The organism is Myxococcales bacterium (assembly GCA_016717005.1).
Classification (GTDB): domain Bacteria; phylum Myxococcota_A; class Polyangia; order Haliangiales; family Haliangiaceae; genus UBA2376.
In genome coordinates, this window is record JADJUF010000001.1 from 953,979 (window position 1) to 970,931 (window position 16,953).

Annotated in this window: 14 protein-coding genes and 1 pseudogene; 7 read left to right on the forward strand and 8 right to left on the reverse strand. The window is 74.2% G+C overall.

Going from position 1 to position 16,953, the window contains the following annotated elements; translation table 11 throughout:
- Positions 1-70 precede the first annotated feature (70 nt).
- The 7 genes from IPL61_04020 to folK form a co-directional block, all read right to left on the reverse strand.
- Positions 71-463: a hypothetical protein gene (locus IPL61_04020; GenBank protein MBK9030498.1), complete on the reverse strand. Its 393-nt coding sequence runs from the start codon at positions 461-463 to the stop codon at positions 71-73.
- A 96-nt stretch (positions 464-559) separates the two neighbouring features.
- Positions 560-2,842 (reverse strand): OmpA family protein, encoded by a 2,283-nt coding sequence (locus IPL61_04025; protein MBK9030499.1) that lies wholly within the window; start codon positions 2,840-2,842, stop codon positions 560-562.
- Positions 2,843-2,965: 123 nt separating this feature from the next.
- Positions 2,966-3,934, reverse strand: coding sequence for a formamidopyrimidine-DNA glycosylase (locus IPL61_04030; GenBank protein ID MBK9030500.1), 969 nt, complete (start codon positions 3,932-3,934; stop codon positions 2,966-2,968).
- Positions 3,927-4,739: a class I SAM-dependent methyltransferase gene (locus IPL61_04035; GenBank protein MBK9030501.1), complete on the reverse strand. Its 813-nt coding sequence runs from the start codon at positions 4,737-4,739 to the stop codon at positions 3,927-3,929. Before IPL61_04035 ends, IPL61_04030 begins: the two co-directional genes overlap by 8 nt.
- Complete coding sequence (locus tag IPL61_04040; protein MBK9030502.1) at positions 4,718-5,095, reverse strand: hypothetical protein; 378 nt, start codon at positions 5,093-5,095, stop codon at positions 4,718-4,720. The genes IPL61_04035 and IPL61_04040 overlap by 22 nt, the downstream gene beginning before the upstream one ends.
- Positions 5,096-5,103: 8 nt before the next feature.
- Positions 5,104-5,826 carry a DUF72 domain-containing protein gene (locus tag IPL61_04045; protein ID MBK9030503.1) on the reverse strand — a complete coding sequence of 241 codons (723 nt, stop codon included), beginning with the start codon at positions 5,824-5,826 and terminating at the stop codon, positions 5,104-5,106.
- Positions 5,827-6,004: 178 nt separating this feature from the next.
- Positions 6,005-6,529, reverse strand: coding sequence for a 2-amino-4-hydroxy-6-hydroxymethyldihydropteridine diphosphokinase (folK, locus tag IPL61_04050; GenBank protein ID MBK9030504.1), 525 nt, complete (start codon positions 6,527-6,529; stop codon positions 6,005-6,007).
- Positions 6,530-6,837: 308 nt separating this feature from the next.
- Here folK and IPL61_04055 point away from each other — a divergent pair, with 308 nt between their 5' ends.
- From IPL61_04055 to IPL61_04070, 4 genes are all read left to right on the forward strand, one after another.
- Positions 6,838-7,563 carry a hypothetical protein gene (locus tag IPL61_04055; GenBank protein MBK9030505.1) on the forward strand — a complete coding sequence of 242 codons (726 nt, stop codon included), beginning with the start codon at positions 6,838-6,840 and terminating at the stop codon, positions 7,561-7,563.
- A 183-nt stretch (positions 7,564-7,746) separates the two neighbouring features.
- Positions 7,747-9,195: an aspartate aminotransferase family protein gene (locus IPL61_04060; protein MBK9030506.1), complete on the forward strand. Its 1,449-nt coding sequence runs from the start codon at positions 7,747-7,749 to the stop codon at positions 9,193-9,195.
- A complete protein-coding gene (locus IPL61_04065) occupies positions 9,192-9,848 on the forward strand; it encodes a TetR family transcriptional regulator (GenBank protein MBK9030507.1) in 657 nt (218 codons plus the stop codon). Before IPL61_04060 ends, IPL61_04065 begins: the two co-directional genes overlap by 4 nt.
- A gap of 379 nt (positions 9,849-10,227) precedes the next feature.
- Positions 10,228-10,572: a rubredoxin gene (locus IPL61_04070; protein ID MBK9030508.1), complete on the forward strand. Its 345-nt coding sequence runs from the start codon at positions 10,228-10,230 to the stop codon at positions 10,570-10,572.
- A gap of 14 nt (positions 10,573-10,586) precedes the next feature.
- On the opposite strand, the gene ligD is transcribed toward IPL61_04070, so the two are convergent.
- On the reverse strand, positions 10,587-13,187 hold the full coding sequence (gene ligD, locus IPL61_04075) for a DNA ligase D (GenBank protein MBK9030509.1): 2,601 nt from the start codon (positions 13,185-13,187) through the stop codon (positions 10,587-10,589).
- 60 nt (positions 13,188-13,247) lie between these two features.
- Here ligD and IPL61_04080 point away from each other — a divergent pair, with 60 nt between their 5' ends.
- From IPL61_04080 to IPL61_04090, 3 genes and pseudogenes are all read left to right on the forward strand, one after another.
- Positions 13,248-14,105 carry a Ku protein gene (locus IPL61_04080; GenBank protein ID MBK9030510.1) on the forward strand — a complete coding sequence of 286 codons (858 nt, stop codon included), beginning with the start codon at positions 13,248-13,250 and terminating at the stop codon, positions 14,103-14,105.
- 356 nt (positions 14,106-14,461) lie between these two features.
- Positions 14,462-16,237, forward strand: a complete 1,776-nt coding sequence (locus IPL61_04085) for a TonB-dependent receptor (protein ID MBK9030511.1) — start codon at positions 14,462-14,464, stop codon at positions 16,235-16,237.
- A 103-nt stretch (positions 16,238-16,340) separates the two neighbouring features.
- A pseudogene (locus tag IPL61_04090) lies at positions 16,341-16,745 on the forward strand (FHA domain-containing protein).
- The last annotated feature ends 208 nt before the right edge of the window (positions 16,746-16,953 follow it).

A 16,953-nucleotide genomic window follows, 5' to 3' on the forward strand; every position in this document is an offset into this window, starting at 1 on the left:
CCGCGGGCTTGGCTCACGGCGCGTGACACGGCGCGGCGCCGCGCTCGCGGGGTGCGACACGTCCACCGGATCACGGCGCGAGGTCGGTGTCGATCACCTGATCGACGACCCGGATCCAGCCCCGGGCCGCGGGCTCGGGCCGGCGCTCGACCACCACGTCGCCGAAGTAGAACGTCAGGGTCCACGCCCCGGTGTCCGCCTCGAGCTGGTAGCGCCCGTCGACGTCGGTGAGCTCCGCGAGGTGGCGCCCGCCCGCCCGCGCGATCACCGTCACCCCTTCCACCGGCGCCCGCCGGCGGTCGCGGACCACGCCCCGGATCACCGCCGGGCGCGCCGGCCCGAGCGGTCGGCGGACCACGCCCGCGGTGCGGCGGTGCTCGATCACGGCGGACCGGGCTGGCGCGGCGCCGCCGCAGGCGCCGGCCAGGGTCACGGCCAGGTAGGACCATCGTGCGATCGTCATCGCGGTCCAGACGCACGCGCGGCCCGCACGAGGGCGGGCCGCTGCTGACGGGCGCTGACGACCGCGCGCGCGGCCGCCGCGGGTGCGACGCTCGCGCTACGGCGTGATCGCCAGGTGCGCGGCGGCGTCGGGCAGGGTCAGCTCGGCCAGCGCGTCCTGGAACCGGACCTTGGCCAGCATCAGCTTCTCCTGGTTGTCGACGATGTCGATCGTGGTCTTCTGCACGCGGTCGGAGATGTCCTTCATCTTGTCCTGGAGGTTGCGCGACAGGCTGGTCGCGGTCTTGACCTTCTTGAGCGACAGGATCTGATCGGACAGCTCGTCCATGCGCACCCGGTACTCGCCGGCGCGATCGCGCAGGCTGGCGATCTTCTCGTCGGTGTCGATCACCTCGCGGTGGATCGCCAGCAGGTCCTTGAGCTGCTTCTTCAGCTCGGGCGACGGGTGCGGGCTGTCGACGAACACCTTCATCATGTCGAGCGTGGTCGGCTGCGCCAGGTCGAGGGTCCGGGTCAGCGGCGTGGCCTCGGCGATCTCGACCACCTTGGTCTCGCCGGCGGCCAGCGCGATCTCGAACAGGTGGGCGTCGCCGAGGCGCTCGTAGGTCTTGGGCGCGTCGAGCACCAGCCAGCCCTTCTCGGTGGTGTGCCGGACGTAGACCTTGGTGTCGGTGTGCAGCCGGCTGGTGAAGGTCAGCTTGGTGCGCTTGATGTGCTGGACCTCGGCGGTGAGGATGCCGCGCTGGAGCGTGACCAGCCGGGCCACCTGGTTCTCGGTGACGTCGTCGCGATCGACCACGACCTGGCGATCGAGCGCGAACGGCACGACGACGTTGGCCCGGGGCGGGATCGGCTCGGTCAGGCCCTCGCCGATGTAGCGGTCGTCGCCGTAGACCGTGACCGGGCCGGTCTCGAGCGTCGAGTCGGTCGGGTTGTGCAGGCGCACCGCCTTGAACGCGTAGCGGGCGTTGCCGCGCTCGCTCTCGGCGTCGAACAGGTAGACCTGCTCGCCGTCGGTCTCGGCCCGGACCATCGACACCATGACGCTGGTGCCCTTGGCGACGGTCATCGGGATCTCGGACTGGAAGTGGCTCTCACCCACCGGCGCCTCGGCGCCCTCGGCGACCTTGCCGTCAGGCCCGGTCGACTTCTCCGACGGGGCCTCGGTGATCATGCGCACGCCGGCGCGCTGGCCGGTCACCGCGCCGCGGTTGACCACGCGGATCTGCGCCGGCGGCACGCCGGCGTCGATGAGCTGCATCTTGACGATGTTGGCCCGGTCGATCGCGCGCTGCTCGCTGCCGGGCTCGTTGGCGTCGGCGTAGCCCTCGATCACCAGGTTGTTCCGGTTCTTGATCAGCGCCGGCGCCAGGGCCATGACCTTGCGGTCGCCCTCGGACACGCGCGCGCGCTGGAACTCGAGCTGGGCCCGCTCCTGCTCGAGCTTGGCCACCCGCGCGGACTTGGCGGCGTCCTTGGGCTTGCTCGGCTTCTTGCTGGTCGGCCGCGGCGCGTCGCGCCGGGTGCCCGCCGACGACGGCGCCGAGGGCGCCATGCCGCCGCGCCCGCCGCCGATCGAGCCGGTCGCGACGTCGAGGTCGCCGAAGTCGCCGTCGTCGGCCGCGGGCGCGGCCTCGGCGTAGTCCTCGACGTTGCGGGCGAGGCGGGCGTCGAGGTTGTCGGGGTGGCCGGCCGGCCGGCGGATCTCCTCGTCGCCGAGCTCGGCGACCATCGTCTGGGCCTGGCTCCCGTCGACGCCGCCGTACGGCGACACCGCGGTCGGCGGCGCCACCGCGAACTGCGCGTCGACCCGGAGGGTCTCGCGCTCGACGGTGCGCACGCTCCACAGGTCGTAGCGGAACGACAGGGCCGAGCTCGACCCGACGCCGACCATCACGTCCTTCCAGTCCTCGCCCGAGGTGTTGTCGACGATCGCCCAGCCCTCGAGCATGACCTTGCCGTTGTCGGCGATCGCGATGCGGTAGCTCGGCTTCCACACCGGCGCCTCGGTGACGTAGGTCAAGACGACGTCGGCGACCTGGCCCGGCTCCTTGGCGGTCGGGATGTCGAGGGTCATCTCGAGGAACGGGCCGCTGTCCGACTGCTGGCGCGGGAAGCTGGCGGGCAGCGGCTTGCCGGTCTTGGCGTCGACGACGGTCAGCGACTTGAGGAAGTCGTCGACGCGGTCGCGCGGGACCCGGACGGTGAGCTTGCCGCCCTCGACCTGGGCCCGCCGCTCGTAGAAGGCGACGCCGTTGCGGTAGACCACGACCTTGCCCAGCGACACCTGGTCGACCTTCACGAAGGTGGTGGTCTTGGGCTTGGGCGAGCAGGCGGCGACGGCGGAGGCGAACAGGATCGTGGCGAGCAGCTTGCGCATGAGGTCCTCGGGCGATGGGGAGAGGGAGGGCAGACGTCACTGCACACCTCTCCCGCCGGGCCGTGTCCGTCCCCGCGATCGGTGCGCTCGTGGGCGGTGAGACGCACCACCGGGTCCGCGGGTCTACCGGCGGCGGGGTTTCTTACCGGACCCTGACGTCGGCGCGGGCTCGGCCCCGGCCACCACCGCGCGGGCCTGGCCCCGCCGTTCCTCGAGTTGATCCAGCGTCTTGGGCCAGTCGGCCTTGAGCAGCCGCGACAGGCCACGGTCGGCCAGGAGCTTGCCGCCGGTCTGGCACGGCGCGCAGTAGTTGGCCTCGTTGTCGGCGTACTTGATGCGCTGGACCGGCGCGCCGCAGCGCGGACACGGCTGCCCGTACTTGCCGTGCACGGCCATCTCGGGGCGGAACGCGGTGACCTCGTCGGGGAACCCGTCGCCGACCTCGGCGCGCAGGCGCTCGATCCACGCGGTCAGGCAGCTCCGCGCCGCCGCGAGCAAGCCCGCGGCCTCGTCGAGCGCCAGCGTCCGGGTCTGCTTGAACGGCGACAGCGCCGCGGCGTGGAGGATCTCGTCGGAGTAGGCGTTGCCGACGCCGTCGATGATCGTCGGGTCGGTCAGCGCCCGCTTGATCGTGTGGTGCTCGGCGGTCAGCGCGGCCAGGAACGTCGCCGGCGTGGCGGCGAACAGATCGAGCCCGCCGCGATCGAACTCGGCCAGGGCCGCGCGCCCGCGCACGACGTGGACCGACGCGCGCTTCTGCTTGGACGCCTCCGTGAACACGAGCGTGCCGTGGTCGAAGTCGAGGGCCGCGAGCCCGAGCTTGCCGGGGACGGCGGCGCCGGGCCGCTTCCAGCGCAGGCGCCCGGCGATCATCAGGTGGATGACCGCGTGCAGATCGTGATCGAACGACAGCACCAGGCGCTTGCCCAGGCGCGCGACGCCGACGATCGCGTGGCCCACGAGCGCCGCCGCCAGCGGATCGAAGGTGCGCACCAGGAACGGGCTCGGCACCCGCAGCCCGATCAGCGCGTGGCCGACGGTGTGGGCGCGCAGGCGCTCGACGTAGATCGTGATGTCCGGCAGCTCAGGCATCGCCGCGCTCGCGGAACACCAGCACCTTCAGGTAGTCGGCCTCGGGGAAGCCGACCGGGTGATCGACCTCGGGCGGCAGATCGCGCTCGAGCGCGAAGCGTCGGCCGAGCGTGGCGTGGGCCACCTCGGCGAACTGCGCCCGGGTGATCCGCGAGGTGCAGCACGCGACGACGATCCGCCCGCCCGGCGCCACCCGCGCGGCGGCGGCGGCGTGGAGGCGGCGGTAGGTCGCCAGCGCGCCCGGCACCTGATCGATGCGCGAGGTCATCGACGGCGGATCGACGATCACCAGCTCGAACCGGGCGTCGCCCGGCGCCTCCTTGCACCACGCGAACACGTCCGCGGCGACGAACGCGTGGCGCGCGGGATCCCCGACGTGGTGGGCCGCGGCGAAGGCCAGCGCGTCGACGGCGCGATCGATCTGCGTCACGTGGGCCGCGCCGGCGTGCTCGCACGCGCGCCCGAGCGTGCCGGTGTACGCGAACAGGTTCAGCACCCGGGCCCCGGCCAGCGGCGCGGTCCGGCACCACCGCCGCAGCCCGCGCAGATCGAGGAAGGTGCCGCTCTTCTGGCCGGTCCGGGTGCGCGCGGCGAACGCCAGCGGCCCCTCGCGGAACCACGCCAGGTCGGCGGCGACGCCGGCCACGACCCGGGGCGCCGCGGCCACGCCGCCGACCCGCCGCTGGGCGCCGCGCACCACCACGCCGGCCGCGCCGAGCGCGCGCGCCACCCGCAGGCCGGCGAACCGCGCCAGCGCGTCGAGCCCGGCGCCGTAGGCCTGGGTCACGACCGCGGCGCCGAACACGTCGACGACGACGCCGGGCAGGCCGTCGCTCTCGCCGCTGATCGCGCGGAAGCCGTCGGTCTCGTCGCGCAGGCCTTGCGCCGGGCCAGCGCCGCGGCGATGCGCGCGTCGAACGTGGCCGCGCGCGGCGCGACCGGATCGCGGCCGAGCACGCGGATCGCGATCGCGCCCTCGGCGGCGTAGACGCCGTGGCCGACCACCTGGTTGCCGCCGTCGTAGAGCGCCAGCCACTGGCCGTCGGCCAGCGCCGCGGCCGCGCTCGACACCAGGCCGCGGAAGATCCACGGGTGGCCGGCGGCGACGACCGCGCGCGCGCGCTTGCTGAGCTGGTAGCGCTGCGGCCGCGGCCGTCGCACCGGCGGCGTCACGCGCCCGCGCCCGCCGCGGCCCGCGCCGCCAGATCCTGCGCCAGCTCGACGCCGCGGGCGGTGTCCTCGTGCTTGAAGAACACCCACGCGGTCGCGGCGCCGAGCGCCCGCAGCCGCGCGATCCAGCCGTCGAGCTCGTCGGCGCCGTAGTCGTCCTTGCGCAGGCGCACGTACAGCCACGGCGCGGTCCGGACCAGCCGGGCCGAGCCGTCGTCCTTGTCGGCGATGCAGCGGCCGCAGCCGCGATCGGCCAGCACCTGATCGATCTCGTCGTCGTCCCAGGTCGACGACGCCAGCTCGAACGCCACCGCGCGCCCGGGCGGCACCGTCGCGGCCAGGAACTCGCGCAGGAGGCCGGCGTCCTTCTTGAGGTACGGCGGCGTCTGGATCAGCACCGGCCCGAGCTGCTCGCCGAGCGGCTCGGCCATCCGCCACAGGTACGCCATCGAGTCGTGGGCCTCGGGCGGCTTGAGCCTGGCCTGGTGGCTGATCCGCCGCGACGCCTTCCACACGAACCGGAACTCCGGGCGCGCGGCCTGGGCCCGCCACCGCGCGACCACGTCCGGCTTGGGCATGCGGTAGAAGGTGTTGTTGATCTCGACCGTCGCGAGCCGCGCGGCGTAGTAGCCGAGGTAGTCGTCCTCGGGCAGGTCGTCGGGATAGAACCGCCCCTTCCACTGCGGGTAGGCGAAGCCGCTGGTGCCGACCAGGAACTGCACGCGCGCATCGTGCCACGCCGGCGCGGTCCGATGGGCCCGGCGCGGGACCGTCGTTGCCCGCCTGGCCGCGGTCGCCGACGACGATCGCGGCGGCGGTGCTGGCCCGTCGTCGCCCTCGTCGCCGCGCGCCACCGCCCGCGCGCACGTGCGGCGGCGCTGGCGCGGCCCGCCGGGCGGGTCAGGGCCCCGCTGGCCGCGCGATGACGATCGCGAGGTCGGTCGGCACGATCGGGGGCGTGCTCCCGTGAGCCAGCCAGGTCAGCGTCTCGTGGTGGCCGGGGATGACGAAGTCGCCGCCGAGCAGATCGATCATCGGGCGCAGCGTGAAGCTGCGCTGGTGGACCCGCGGGTGCGGGATGCGCAAGGTCGGCGTCCGGTGCTGCAGCTTGCCCCACACCAGCAGGTCGAGATCGAGCGTGCGCGGGCCCCAGTAGGGCTCGACCTCGCGCCGCCGGCCGTGGCGCTGCTCCAGCGCCTGGGTGAGGGCGAGCACCTCCTCGGGGGCGAGGCGCTCGTCGGGCGTCACCGCCAGCGCGGCGTTGAGGAACGGCGGATCGCCCGCGACCAGCGCGTCGCTGCGGTACACGCCCGAGGCGCGCACCCGACCGCGGCGCGCGAGGTCGGCGGCGACGTCGTCGAACCGGGCCAGCAGCTGATCGTCGGTGCCGAGGTTGCCGCCGAGGCCGATGATCAGCTCGTTCATCGCGGCGCGCTCACCGGGTCGCGCGGCGCCCCGAGGCCCTCGAGGTCGATGCCGGCGATCTTCGCCGGCGCGATGCCCGCGACGTCGCGGGCGCCGCCGTCGCGGAGGAGCGAGAGGTCCATGGATCGTGGGTACCACGAGCGCGGCGGCGCGGCCGCACGGGAGGCCGCGGCCGGCGCGAAAGATCGATCACGTCGGTGAGTTCGCAGTCGCCGGCACGGCGTCGTCGCTGCGGGCGTCGTCGGCGAAGGCCCCGGTGCCGACCCAACCGCGCGCATCGCGCGGCCCCGACGCGGTACGATGGGGCCATGCGCTGGACCCTCGTCGCACTGGTGGTCGTCGGCTGCGGTGGCGGCGACGGCGGCGGCAGCCCCGATCCCGACGAGCTGGTCACCTACGGCCAGGTCTACGAGGGCGGCCAGTTCCACCTGGGCCCGGTCGACTTCGCCGAGAGCGAGTGGCACAACGCGTGCGCGCCGGGCGGCGGCTACAGCGCGACGATCGCTGGCGCCGAGGGCGTCTACCTGGCCGGGCTGTGGGGCGGCCTGCCCGACGTCGCCGACGCGTGCGACGCGTGCGTCTACGTCACCACCGCCGCCGGCAAGTCGGCGCTCCTGCGCGTCGTCACCTACGGCGACACCACGCCCAACAGCATCGACGTCAGCCCCGAGGCGTACGCGGTGCTCGACAGCGGCGAGTTCCCGCGCGCGATGACCTGGCAGTTCGCCCGGTGCAACGACACCGGGCCGCTGTACCTGGAGTTCCAGACCGAGGCCAACCCGTACTGGACCAGCCTGTGGCTGCGCAACGCCCGGGTGCCCCTGGCCAAGGTCGAGGTCCAGAGCGTCAACCACCCGACGCCGATCGAGCTGACCCGCGCCGGCGACGGCACGCTCACCGACGCCAGCGGTTTCGGCGAGGGGCCGTTCACGGTGATCGCGACCGGCGTCGACGGCCAGGTCGTGACCGCGACGTTCCCGTGGCCCGGCGCCGGCATCGGCGGCCAGCTGCTGACGGCGCCGAACTTTCACTGACCGCGCGCGCTGGTCGCTCGGTCAGCTGATCGATCGGAGACGCCGACGTCGTCGGCCCGCTGCGGGCGTCGCCGGGAGGACCTCGAGATCACCCCTCCGCGCCAGCGCCGCCCGTCGCCTCGTCTACCAAGTGGCACTAAATGCCAATTGACACCGCGTGCCATAATCTTCATCCTGCGGCCCATGCCCCTGCCCGCTACCGGCTGGAACCCCGATCGCATCTACGCCGAGCTCGAGGACCGACGCGCGCGCGACGTCCCCTGGCGCCGCGGCCGCACCTACGCCTACGTCTTCGACGGCGGGCCCGACGTCGAGGAGGTCGGCAAGCGGGCCTACATGGCCTACCTCAGCGAGAACGGCCTCGACCCGACCGCCTTCCCCAGCCTGCTCGGCTTCGAGAACGACCTGTGCGCGATCGCCCGCGACCACCTCCACGGCGGCCCCGGGGTGGTGGGCACGTTCACCAGCGGCGGCACCGAGAGCATCATGCTCGCGGTCAAGGCCGCCCGCGACCACGCCCGCGCCGGCCGCGGCGTCACCGCCCCGCGCATGATCGTGCCCATCACCGCGCACGCCGCCTTCCACAAGGCCGGGCGGTACCTCGGCGTCGAGGTCGTGGCCACCGCGGTCGACCCGGTCAGCTTCCGGGCCGACGTCGACGCCATGCGCGCCGCGATCGACGAACGCACCATCCTGGTGGTGGGCTCGGCCTCGGGCTACGCCCACGGCGTGGTCGACCCCATCACCGACATCGCCGCGCTCGCCGCCGAGCGCGGCGTGCTGTGCCACGTCGACGGCTGCATCGGGGGCTTCGTCCTGCCGTACTTCGAGCGCCTCGGGGCGCGGGTGCCGCGCTTCGACTTCCGCGTGCCGGGCGTCACCAGCATCTCGATGGACCTGCACAAGTACGCGCTGTGTCCCAAGGGCGCGTCGGTGATCATGTACCGCGACGACGAGCTGCGGCGGGCCCAGTACTTCGCGTGCTCGGGGTGGACCGGCTACACCATGATCAACTCGACGATCCAGAGCTCCAAGTCGGGTGGTCCCCTGGCCGCGGCGTGGGCGGTCATGCACCGGATGGGCGACGCCGGCTACCTCGAGATGGCCCGCGGCCTCCTGGCCGCGCGCGACGCGCTGGTCGCCGGCATCGGCGCCATCGAGGGGCTCCGCGTGATGGGCGAGCCCGAGATGTGCCTGCTGGCCTTCACCTCCGACGCGTTGCCGGTGTTCCCGCTGGCGGACGCCATGAAGGCCCGGGGCTGGCCGGTCCAGCCCCAGCTCGCGTTCGGCCCGTCGCGCGAGAACCTGCACCTGTCGATCAACCCGTCGAACCTGCCGTGGACCGACGAGCTGTTGCGCGACCTGGGCCAGGCCCGCGACGAGGTCCGCGCCCACCAGGGCGCGCACGAGGGCGTCCAGGCCATGGCCCGCGCGGTCGCCGACGGCCTGACCGGCGCCGACGCGTTGGCGATGCTGCCGCGGATGGTCGAGGGCCTCGGCGGCGGCGGCGGCGGCGCGCTCCCGGCCGAGATGGCGCGCATCAACGCCATCCTCAACGCGCTGCCGCGACCGCTGCAGGAGCAGCTGCTGGTACGCTTCTTCGCGATGATGTTCACGCCGGGGCAGGGTTGATCGCCGCCGGCACCGAGCCCGCTGACGGCGGCCTGCGCGCGCGCAAGAAGGCCGAGGCCAGGGCCGCGATCGTCGACGGCGCCCTCGCGCTGTTCGCCCGCCACGGCTACGACGCGGTCACGGTCGACCAGATCGCCGAGCGCGCGGGCGTGGCCCGCCGCACGTACTTCCGCTACTTCGCGACCAAGGAGGCCGTGGCGCTCGATCGCCGCCACCGGCAGCTGGCGATGTTCCGCGACCAGCTGACGACGGCCCCGCGCGAGCTGACGCCGGTCGAGGTGCTCGACCGGGCCCTGCGGGCCCTGGCCGCCGACTACCGGGCCGATCGCCGTCGCATCCTGGCCGAGCGCGCGCTGTTCGCCGGCTCGGGCGAGCTGATCGCCGCCGACCTCCAGGTCGATCGCGCGCTCGAGCTGGCGATCGTCGACATGGCCACCCGCCGCGCCGGCGCCGGCGCCGCCCCGGTCCGCGCCGCGCGCATGTTCGCCGCCGCCGCGATGGGCGTGGCCCGGGTCATGGTCGAGGAGTGGGCCGACAGCGACGGCGCGCTCGACATGATCGCGCTGGGCGCGCCGGCCCTGGCCGTGATCGCGGTGCTGGCCCCGCCCGCGGCGCGCCGCGGAGGCCGACGACGGCCGGGCGCGAGCAGCTGAGCGAGCACCAGCCCGTCGCGTCGGCCGCTATCCCGATCGTAACCGCGGCCGGCGCGGCGATCGGCGATGGTGAGCCATGGCGCCTCGCGGACTGCGCGCGTACCTGCACCTGATCCCGGTCAGCCTGTGGATCGGCGCGATCGTGGTCGACTACCTCGGCGCGCTGTAGCGCCGCTGTAGCGCCGCCCGGCCCAGCCCCTGCCCCGCCGCACGGCGCCGCCTTCGAGATCGATCAACCCGGTCACGCCTCGCTGACCGTCGCGGCGTGCGCCGGGGCCGCGGCGCTCATCGCGACGACATCACGGCGAAGCCCGCGCGCGATCGGCGCCGACCGCCGGTAGAATGCGTCGATGAACGTCGGGGCGCTGCTGTGCGTGCGATGCGGGCGGGGCGTTGGCCCGCCCGGCCAGCCTGCCGGCGCTGGTCGACTGCCTGCGCCCCCGCTGCGCCGAAACGCGATCAGGGCGCCGGCGCGCCCCGCGCCGCCGAGGACCCTCGGCCGGCGTCCGGGCAGGCGCACCGTGCGACCGCGCCGTGGCAGCATCGGACCGTGAGCTCCAAGAAGAAGTACCGCTGCACCGTCTGCAGTCATGTCTACGATCCGGCCGAGGGCGATCCGGACACCGGCGTCCCGCCCGGGACCGCGTTCGAGCGCCTGCCCGACGACTGGACCTGCCCCGACTGCGGCGCGACCAAGGCCGACTTCGAGCCGCTGGAGGACTGACGCGCCCGCCCGCGTCAGCGATCGCCGACGCCGCTGGCCGCGACGATCGCCTGCAGCTTGCCCAGCGCCGCCAGCAGATCCGGTCGCTCGGTCAGGATCGCGCGCACCGGATCGTCGCCCATCGCGTCGAGGCGCGCGCGCGCGGTCCGGATCGTGAACGCGTGCGGATCGAGGTCGGGCGTCACCTCGTGCCAGCGCAACGGCATCGACACCGGCGCGTGCGGCACCGGCCGCACCGAGTACGGCGCCACCAGCAGCTGGCCGTGGGCGTTCTGGCCCCAGTCGAGGTAGACGCGCCCCTGGCGCCGCGCCGGGTTCTTGTGGGTCGTCGCCATCGTCGGGTGCCGGCCCTCGATGACCATGCCGATCAGGTACGCGAGGTTGCGCGCCTGCTCGTAGGTGAGCTGCCCGCCCAGCGGGATCAGGATGTGCAGCCCGGTCTGGCCGCTGGTCTTCACGTAGTGCGGCAGCCCGATCGCGAGGCACAGCTCGTGGATCGCCAGCGCCAGCGGCACGACGTACTCGCGCGGCGCGCCCTTGGGATCGAGATCGACGATCGACCAGTCCGGGCGGCCCAGGTCCGCGGCGCGGCTGGCCCAGACGTGGATCGGGATCGACGCCAGGTTCGCGAGGTACGCGAGGCCGTCGGCGTCGTCGACGAGCACGTAGTGGATCTCGCGCTGGCTGTGCTCGCTCCACAGCGTGACCGTGCGCAGCCACGCCGGCGCCCAGTCGGGCAGATCCTTCTGATAGAACCACTTGCCGTCGATGCCGTCGGGGTAGCGGGTGATCACGACCGGGCGGTCGACCAGGTACGGCAGGATCGCCGGCGCGACGTCGCGGTAGTACGCGATCAGGTCGCCCTTGGTGATGCCCTCGCCCGGCCAGAACACCTTCTTCAGGTTGGTCAGGTTGAGCGCGCGCCGGGGCGCGTCGTCGGTGATGTCGATCAGCGCCGCCGGCGCGTCGGCCGCGCGCGCGACCAGCTCGCCGGTGTGGCGCGCCGGCATCCCGCACTCGAGCGGCGGCTTGTCGTCGCGGAAGCGCACGAACACCGGGAACCGCAAGGTCGAGTCCTCGGGCCACTCGCGGTAGCGCACCTGCACCACCCGGGCCGGCTCGATCCAGATCGCGTCGGCGGTGTCCTCGGGCCGGGCGAACGGGATCGTCCAGCGCGCGGCGCCGTCGAGGTCGCGGCGCAGCGCGATCAGCTCGGCGTCGCTGAAGCCCGAGCCGACCTTGCCGGCGTAGCGCCAGGCGCCGTCGGCCAGGACGCACAGGTGCAGCGCGCCCAGGCCCGCGCGCGAGCCCTTGGGCGGCGTGAACCCGCACACCGCGAAGTCGGCCTCGGGGTCGACCTTGAGCTTGACCCAGTCCTTGCTGCGCGCGCCGACCCGGTAGCGCGAGCCCAGCTTCTTGCCGACCACGCCCTCGAGGCCGCGCCCGGCCGCGGCCGCGAGGAACGCCGCGCCGACCTCGGGCACGTGCTCGGCGAAGCGGATCGGCCCGGCCGGCGGCACGATCGCCGCGAGCAGCTGCTTGCGGGCCTCGACCGGCAGCCCGCGCAGGTCGACGCCGTCGGCGCCGAGCAGATCGAACACGAACCACACCACCGGCGCGGCCACCGCGGCCCGGGCGATGTCGTGCTTGCGCGTGACCTGGGCCCGCTCGGCCAGCGCCTTGAAGTTGGGCTTGCCCTCCCCGTCGAGCACGACCACCTCGCCGTCGATCACCAGGCCCGGCACCGGCAGGGCCTTGAGCGACGCCACCAGCTCGGGGTAGCGGGCCGTGGCGTCAGCGTTCGAGCGGTAGCGCAGCATGGCCGCGCCGGCGCCGCCCCACCCGAGCAGCCGGTAGCCGTCGTACTTCAGCTCGAAGATCCAGGCGGGGCTGGTGAACGGCGCCGGCGCGGTCTCGCACAGCATCGGCGCGAACCCGCCCGGGTCGATCACCTTCCGCGGCGCGCCCACCGCCGCCAGCGCCGCCCGCCACGCCGCGATCCGCGGCGCGCCCGCGGCCAGCTCCTCGGCGGTCAGCCCCGACAGCACGCTGGCCGACGACAGCGGCCCGGCCTTGGCCGCGGCCTCGGTCCAGGCGTCGCGCTTCTTGATCAGCAGCCAGTCGTCGCCGCCGCGCGCCGACGGCGAGCCCTTGGGCCCGCGGCCGCCGGTCTTGACCAGCGTGAACGCGCCGCGCAGCTTGTAGCCCTGCAGGCTGAACTTGATCTCGCCGTCGCGCACGCCCTCGCGCGGATCGAGCTCGGGCACGAACCGGCCGCGGTCCCACACGACCATCGGCCCGGCGCCGTAGTTGCCCTCGGGGATGACCGCCTCGAAGTCGCAGTACTCGAGCGGGTGGGCCTCGACCTTGACCGCGAGCCGCTTGACGTCGGGATCCATCGTCGGCCCGTGCGGCACCGCCCACGACACCAGCACGCCGTCGATCTCGAGCCGCAGGTCCCAGTGGGTGCGGGTGGCGTGGTGCTCGTGGACGACGAAGACCCCGGCCGAGGCCCGCGGGCCGCTGGGCCGGGCCCCGATCGGCTCGGGCGTGGCCCCGGCCGTGCGCTTGTCCCGGTAGCGGGCGAGCGGATCGTCGTCGGTGGGGCTGCTCATCTGCACAGGACCGCGCACGCGAGGTAGGACACGCGGGCCGGCCTCGGTATCATAGGAGCCATGCCCGCCCGCGCCATCGGCACCGCCACGATCTCGTTCGGCCTCGTCTCGATCCCGATCAAGCTCTACACCACGAGCGAGAGCGGCTCGGACGTGTCGTTCAACATGCTGCACGGCGCGTGCGGCTCGCGCCTGAAGCAGCAGTACATCTGCACCAAGGACGGCGAGGTGGTCGAGCGCGACCAGATGGTCAAGGGCTACGAGTTCACCAAGGGCCAGTACGTCGTGCTGACCGGCGACGAGATCAAGGCGCTCGACGCGGTCGCGACCAACGCCATCGACCTGACCGAGTTCGTCCCGGCCAGCACGGTCGATCCGCTGCTGTTCGAGAAGTCGTACTACCTCGGGCCCGACAAGGGCGGCGAGCGCGCCTACCGGCTGATCAACGAGGCCATGGTCGAGAGCGGCCTGATCGGCATCGCCACCTACTCGGCCCGCGGCAAGCAGTACGTCGTCGCGATGCGGCCGTTCGCCAACGGCCTGATCATGCACCAGCTGCGCTACGCCGACGAGGTCAAGGACTGGGCCGAGGTGCCGATGCCCGACCTGCCCGAGGTCAAGGCCAACGAGCTGGCCCTCGCGCGGCAGATCATCTCGCAGATCACCGTCGCCAAGTTCGACAACCGCAAGTACAAGGACGAGGTCAAGGGCCGGGTCCTGGAGCTGATCCAGGGCAAGATCGACGGCCAGGAGATCACCGCCGCGCCCGAGGCGCCGCAGGGCAAGATCATCGACCTGATGGAGGCGCTCAAGGCCTCGCTCGGCATGCAGGGCGCGGCGGCGCCGGCCGCGGCGGCGCCGGCGCCGGTGGCCGCGATCTCGGACACCAAGAAGAAGCCGCGCAAGAAGTCGGCGTGAGCCGCGGTAACGCGGCTGTAACGACGGCGCGGCACGCCGCTGGCAAGGACCTGCGCGCAGTGCCACGCCATCGCCTCTGGACCGCCGTGATCGCGCTCGCGCTGGGGTCCTCGCCCGCCAGCGCCGACCAGCCCGCCCCCACTCCGGCGCCCGCGCCCGCGCCCGCGCCGGTGCCAACGCCCGCCCCCACTCCAACGCCCGCCCCCACTCCGACGCCCGCCCCCACGCCGGCGCCCGCGCCGGCCACCGCGCCGGCCGCGCCCGCCCCCGCGCCCACTCCGGCGCCCGCGCCCACGGCGCCCGCGCCCACGGCGCCCGCACCCGCGCCCACCGCGCCGGCGAGCGGCGCGGTCGAGGTGACGCCGATCGATCTGGCCACCGCCCTGGCCCAGGCCGAGGTCATCGAGCTGTGGGACGAGCGCCCGGACAAGCCGTTCGATCGCGACACCACGCCGCGCCAGGACGCCGCCGAGCTGCGCCGCCGCGGCGTCACCGACGTCGCGGCCGCGATCGCGCTCCTGCCCGACGTGGTCGTGCGCGAGGCCGGGCGCGGCGGCCGCCAGATCGACATCCGCGGCGCGCGCCGCAGCGCGGTCAAGGTGCTGATCGACGGCGTCGCGATCGACGACCCGTACTTCGGCAACTTCGACCTGTCGAGCTTGCCCACCACCGACCTGGCGCAGGTGCGGGTGTCGACCGCCCCGGCCTCGCCGATCGACGGCGCCGGCGGCCCCGGCGGCGTGGTCGAGCTGCACACCACCGACGCCATCGGCGCGGCCGAGCTGCTGGCCCGCGCCACCGCGTCGAGCGAGCGCGCGTCGGTGGTCGCGGTGACCGGCCGCCACGCGATCGCCGCCCACACCGCGGTGCGGGTCTCGGCGACCGGCGAGCTCGGCGACCGCGCCTTCGACGTGCCGGGCCCGGTCGACGTCGACGAGGGCCGCCGCAGCGCCAGCGCCGCGGTCCGGGTCGAGCACCGGCGCGGCCGCCATCGGCTCGTGGTCGACGCGTTCGGGCTGGCGCGCGGCTACGTCGTGCCGCCGATCGAGGACGACACCGCCGAGATCACGCAGATCGATCGCGAGCTGCTGGGCCGGGTCAGCGCCCAGTACGACGGCCGGTTCGGGCGCTGGCAGGTGCTGGCCCACGCCTACGGCCACGGCACGACCCGCCTGACCCAGTTCTTCCTCGATCCCACGCTGACCACGCCCGAGGCGCGCGAGGACGTGCGCGCCAACCGCGCCGGCGTCGGCGCGCTGGCGACCCGGGGCCTGGGCCCGCGCACCCGCGCGGTGGCCGCGGTCCACCTCGACACCGAGGCGGCGCGGGTCGACGACGGCCTGACGCTGTCGCGCGGCCGCTCGACGGTGGCCGAGCTGGCCGCGGGCGGGCAGTTCGAGAACGCGTGGCTCCGGCTCGACGGCGCCGTCGGCGTGGCGGTGCCGCTGGGCCTGGGCGCGCCGGCCCGGCCCGAGGCCAAGCTGGTGGCGGCGCTGCGACCGACGCCGCTCGTGGCGATGATCGCGACCGTCGCGCGCAAGGGCCGGCTGCCGACCCTGCGCGAGCGCTTCCGCAGCGACACCGGCAACGCCGCCCTCGACGGCGAGACCAACGACTTCGGCGAGGTCCGGATCGAGCTGGGCGACGCGCGCCTGCTGGTCAGCTCGGCGGCGTGGGCGCGCCTGAGCGACGGGTTGATCAAGACCGACTTCGCGACCCGGCGCTTCAGCAACAGCGGCGCGCTCGATCTGCAGGGCCTCGACGTCGCCGCGACCGTCGGCCGCGACCGCCGGATCGAGGCCGGCGCCGCCTACAGCTTCGTCGAGGCCAGCGCCCCGGGGCTGGGCGAGCCGCTCGACTTCCTCGCCCGCCACCGCGGCCAGCTCCACGTCGCGGTGCGACCGACCGCGACGGTCTGGGCCGAGGTGCGACTGCGGTTGATGGGCCGGCGCCTCGACCGCCAGCAGTGGCTGCCCGAGTACCAGGCGGTCGACGCCTCGGTCAGCGGCAGCCGCGGCGCCTGGGTGGGATCGGCCCAGCTGAGCGATCTCCTCGACGAGCGCTACGAGGTGCGCGCCGGCGTCCCGTCGAGCGGACGGGCGGTCTCAGCCTCGGTCACCCGCCGCTGGTGAGCCGCGCCCGCGACGCCGGCTGCGGTCGGCGCGCCGCGCCGATCGGCGCGGAAGTGATCAGAGGGAATGGCCAGGGCTCCATCTGCGGTTGAGTTTGGCTAAGATGCGATCGATGGTGGACACGCTGGGCGCAACCCTGTCTCTGGCCGAAGACGCCGGTCCGCGCGCGGATGCGACCCGGCTGCGACCGGCCCTGGTGCTCGCGCTCGAGTGTCAGCGCCCGCGCGCGCTCTCGGCGCGCTACGATCTCGGCGAGGTCGCGGCGGTCGTCCTCGGCCGCGGCAGCGAGCGCAAGGCCGACCGCACCGGCGCCGAGCTGCTCGTGCGCGTGCCGGACCGGTGGATGTCGTCGAAGCACGCCCGGCTCGAGCCGTCGTTCGGCCGCTGGGTGCTGACCGACACCGACTCCAAGAACGGCACCTTCGTCAACGGCCAGCCCACCAAGCGGGCGGTGCTGGCCGACGGCGACCTGATCGAGTTCGGCCACACGCTGTTCGTGTTCTGCGAGCGGCTGCCGCTGGGCGAGCACGAGCCCGCGATCATCGATCTCGAGCACAGCCGCGAGCCGGTGCCGGGGCTGCACACGCTGATCCCCGAGTACGGCCGCGACCTCGCGCGCCTGCGCCAGGTCGCCGGCTCGGCGGTGTCGATCCTGGTCGAGGGCGACAGCGGCACCGGCAAGGAGGTGCTGGCCCGCGCGGCCCACGCGCTGTCGG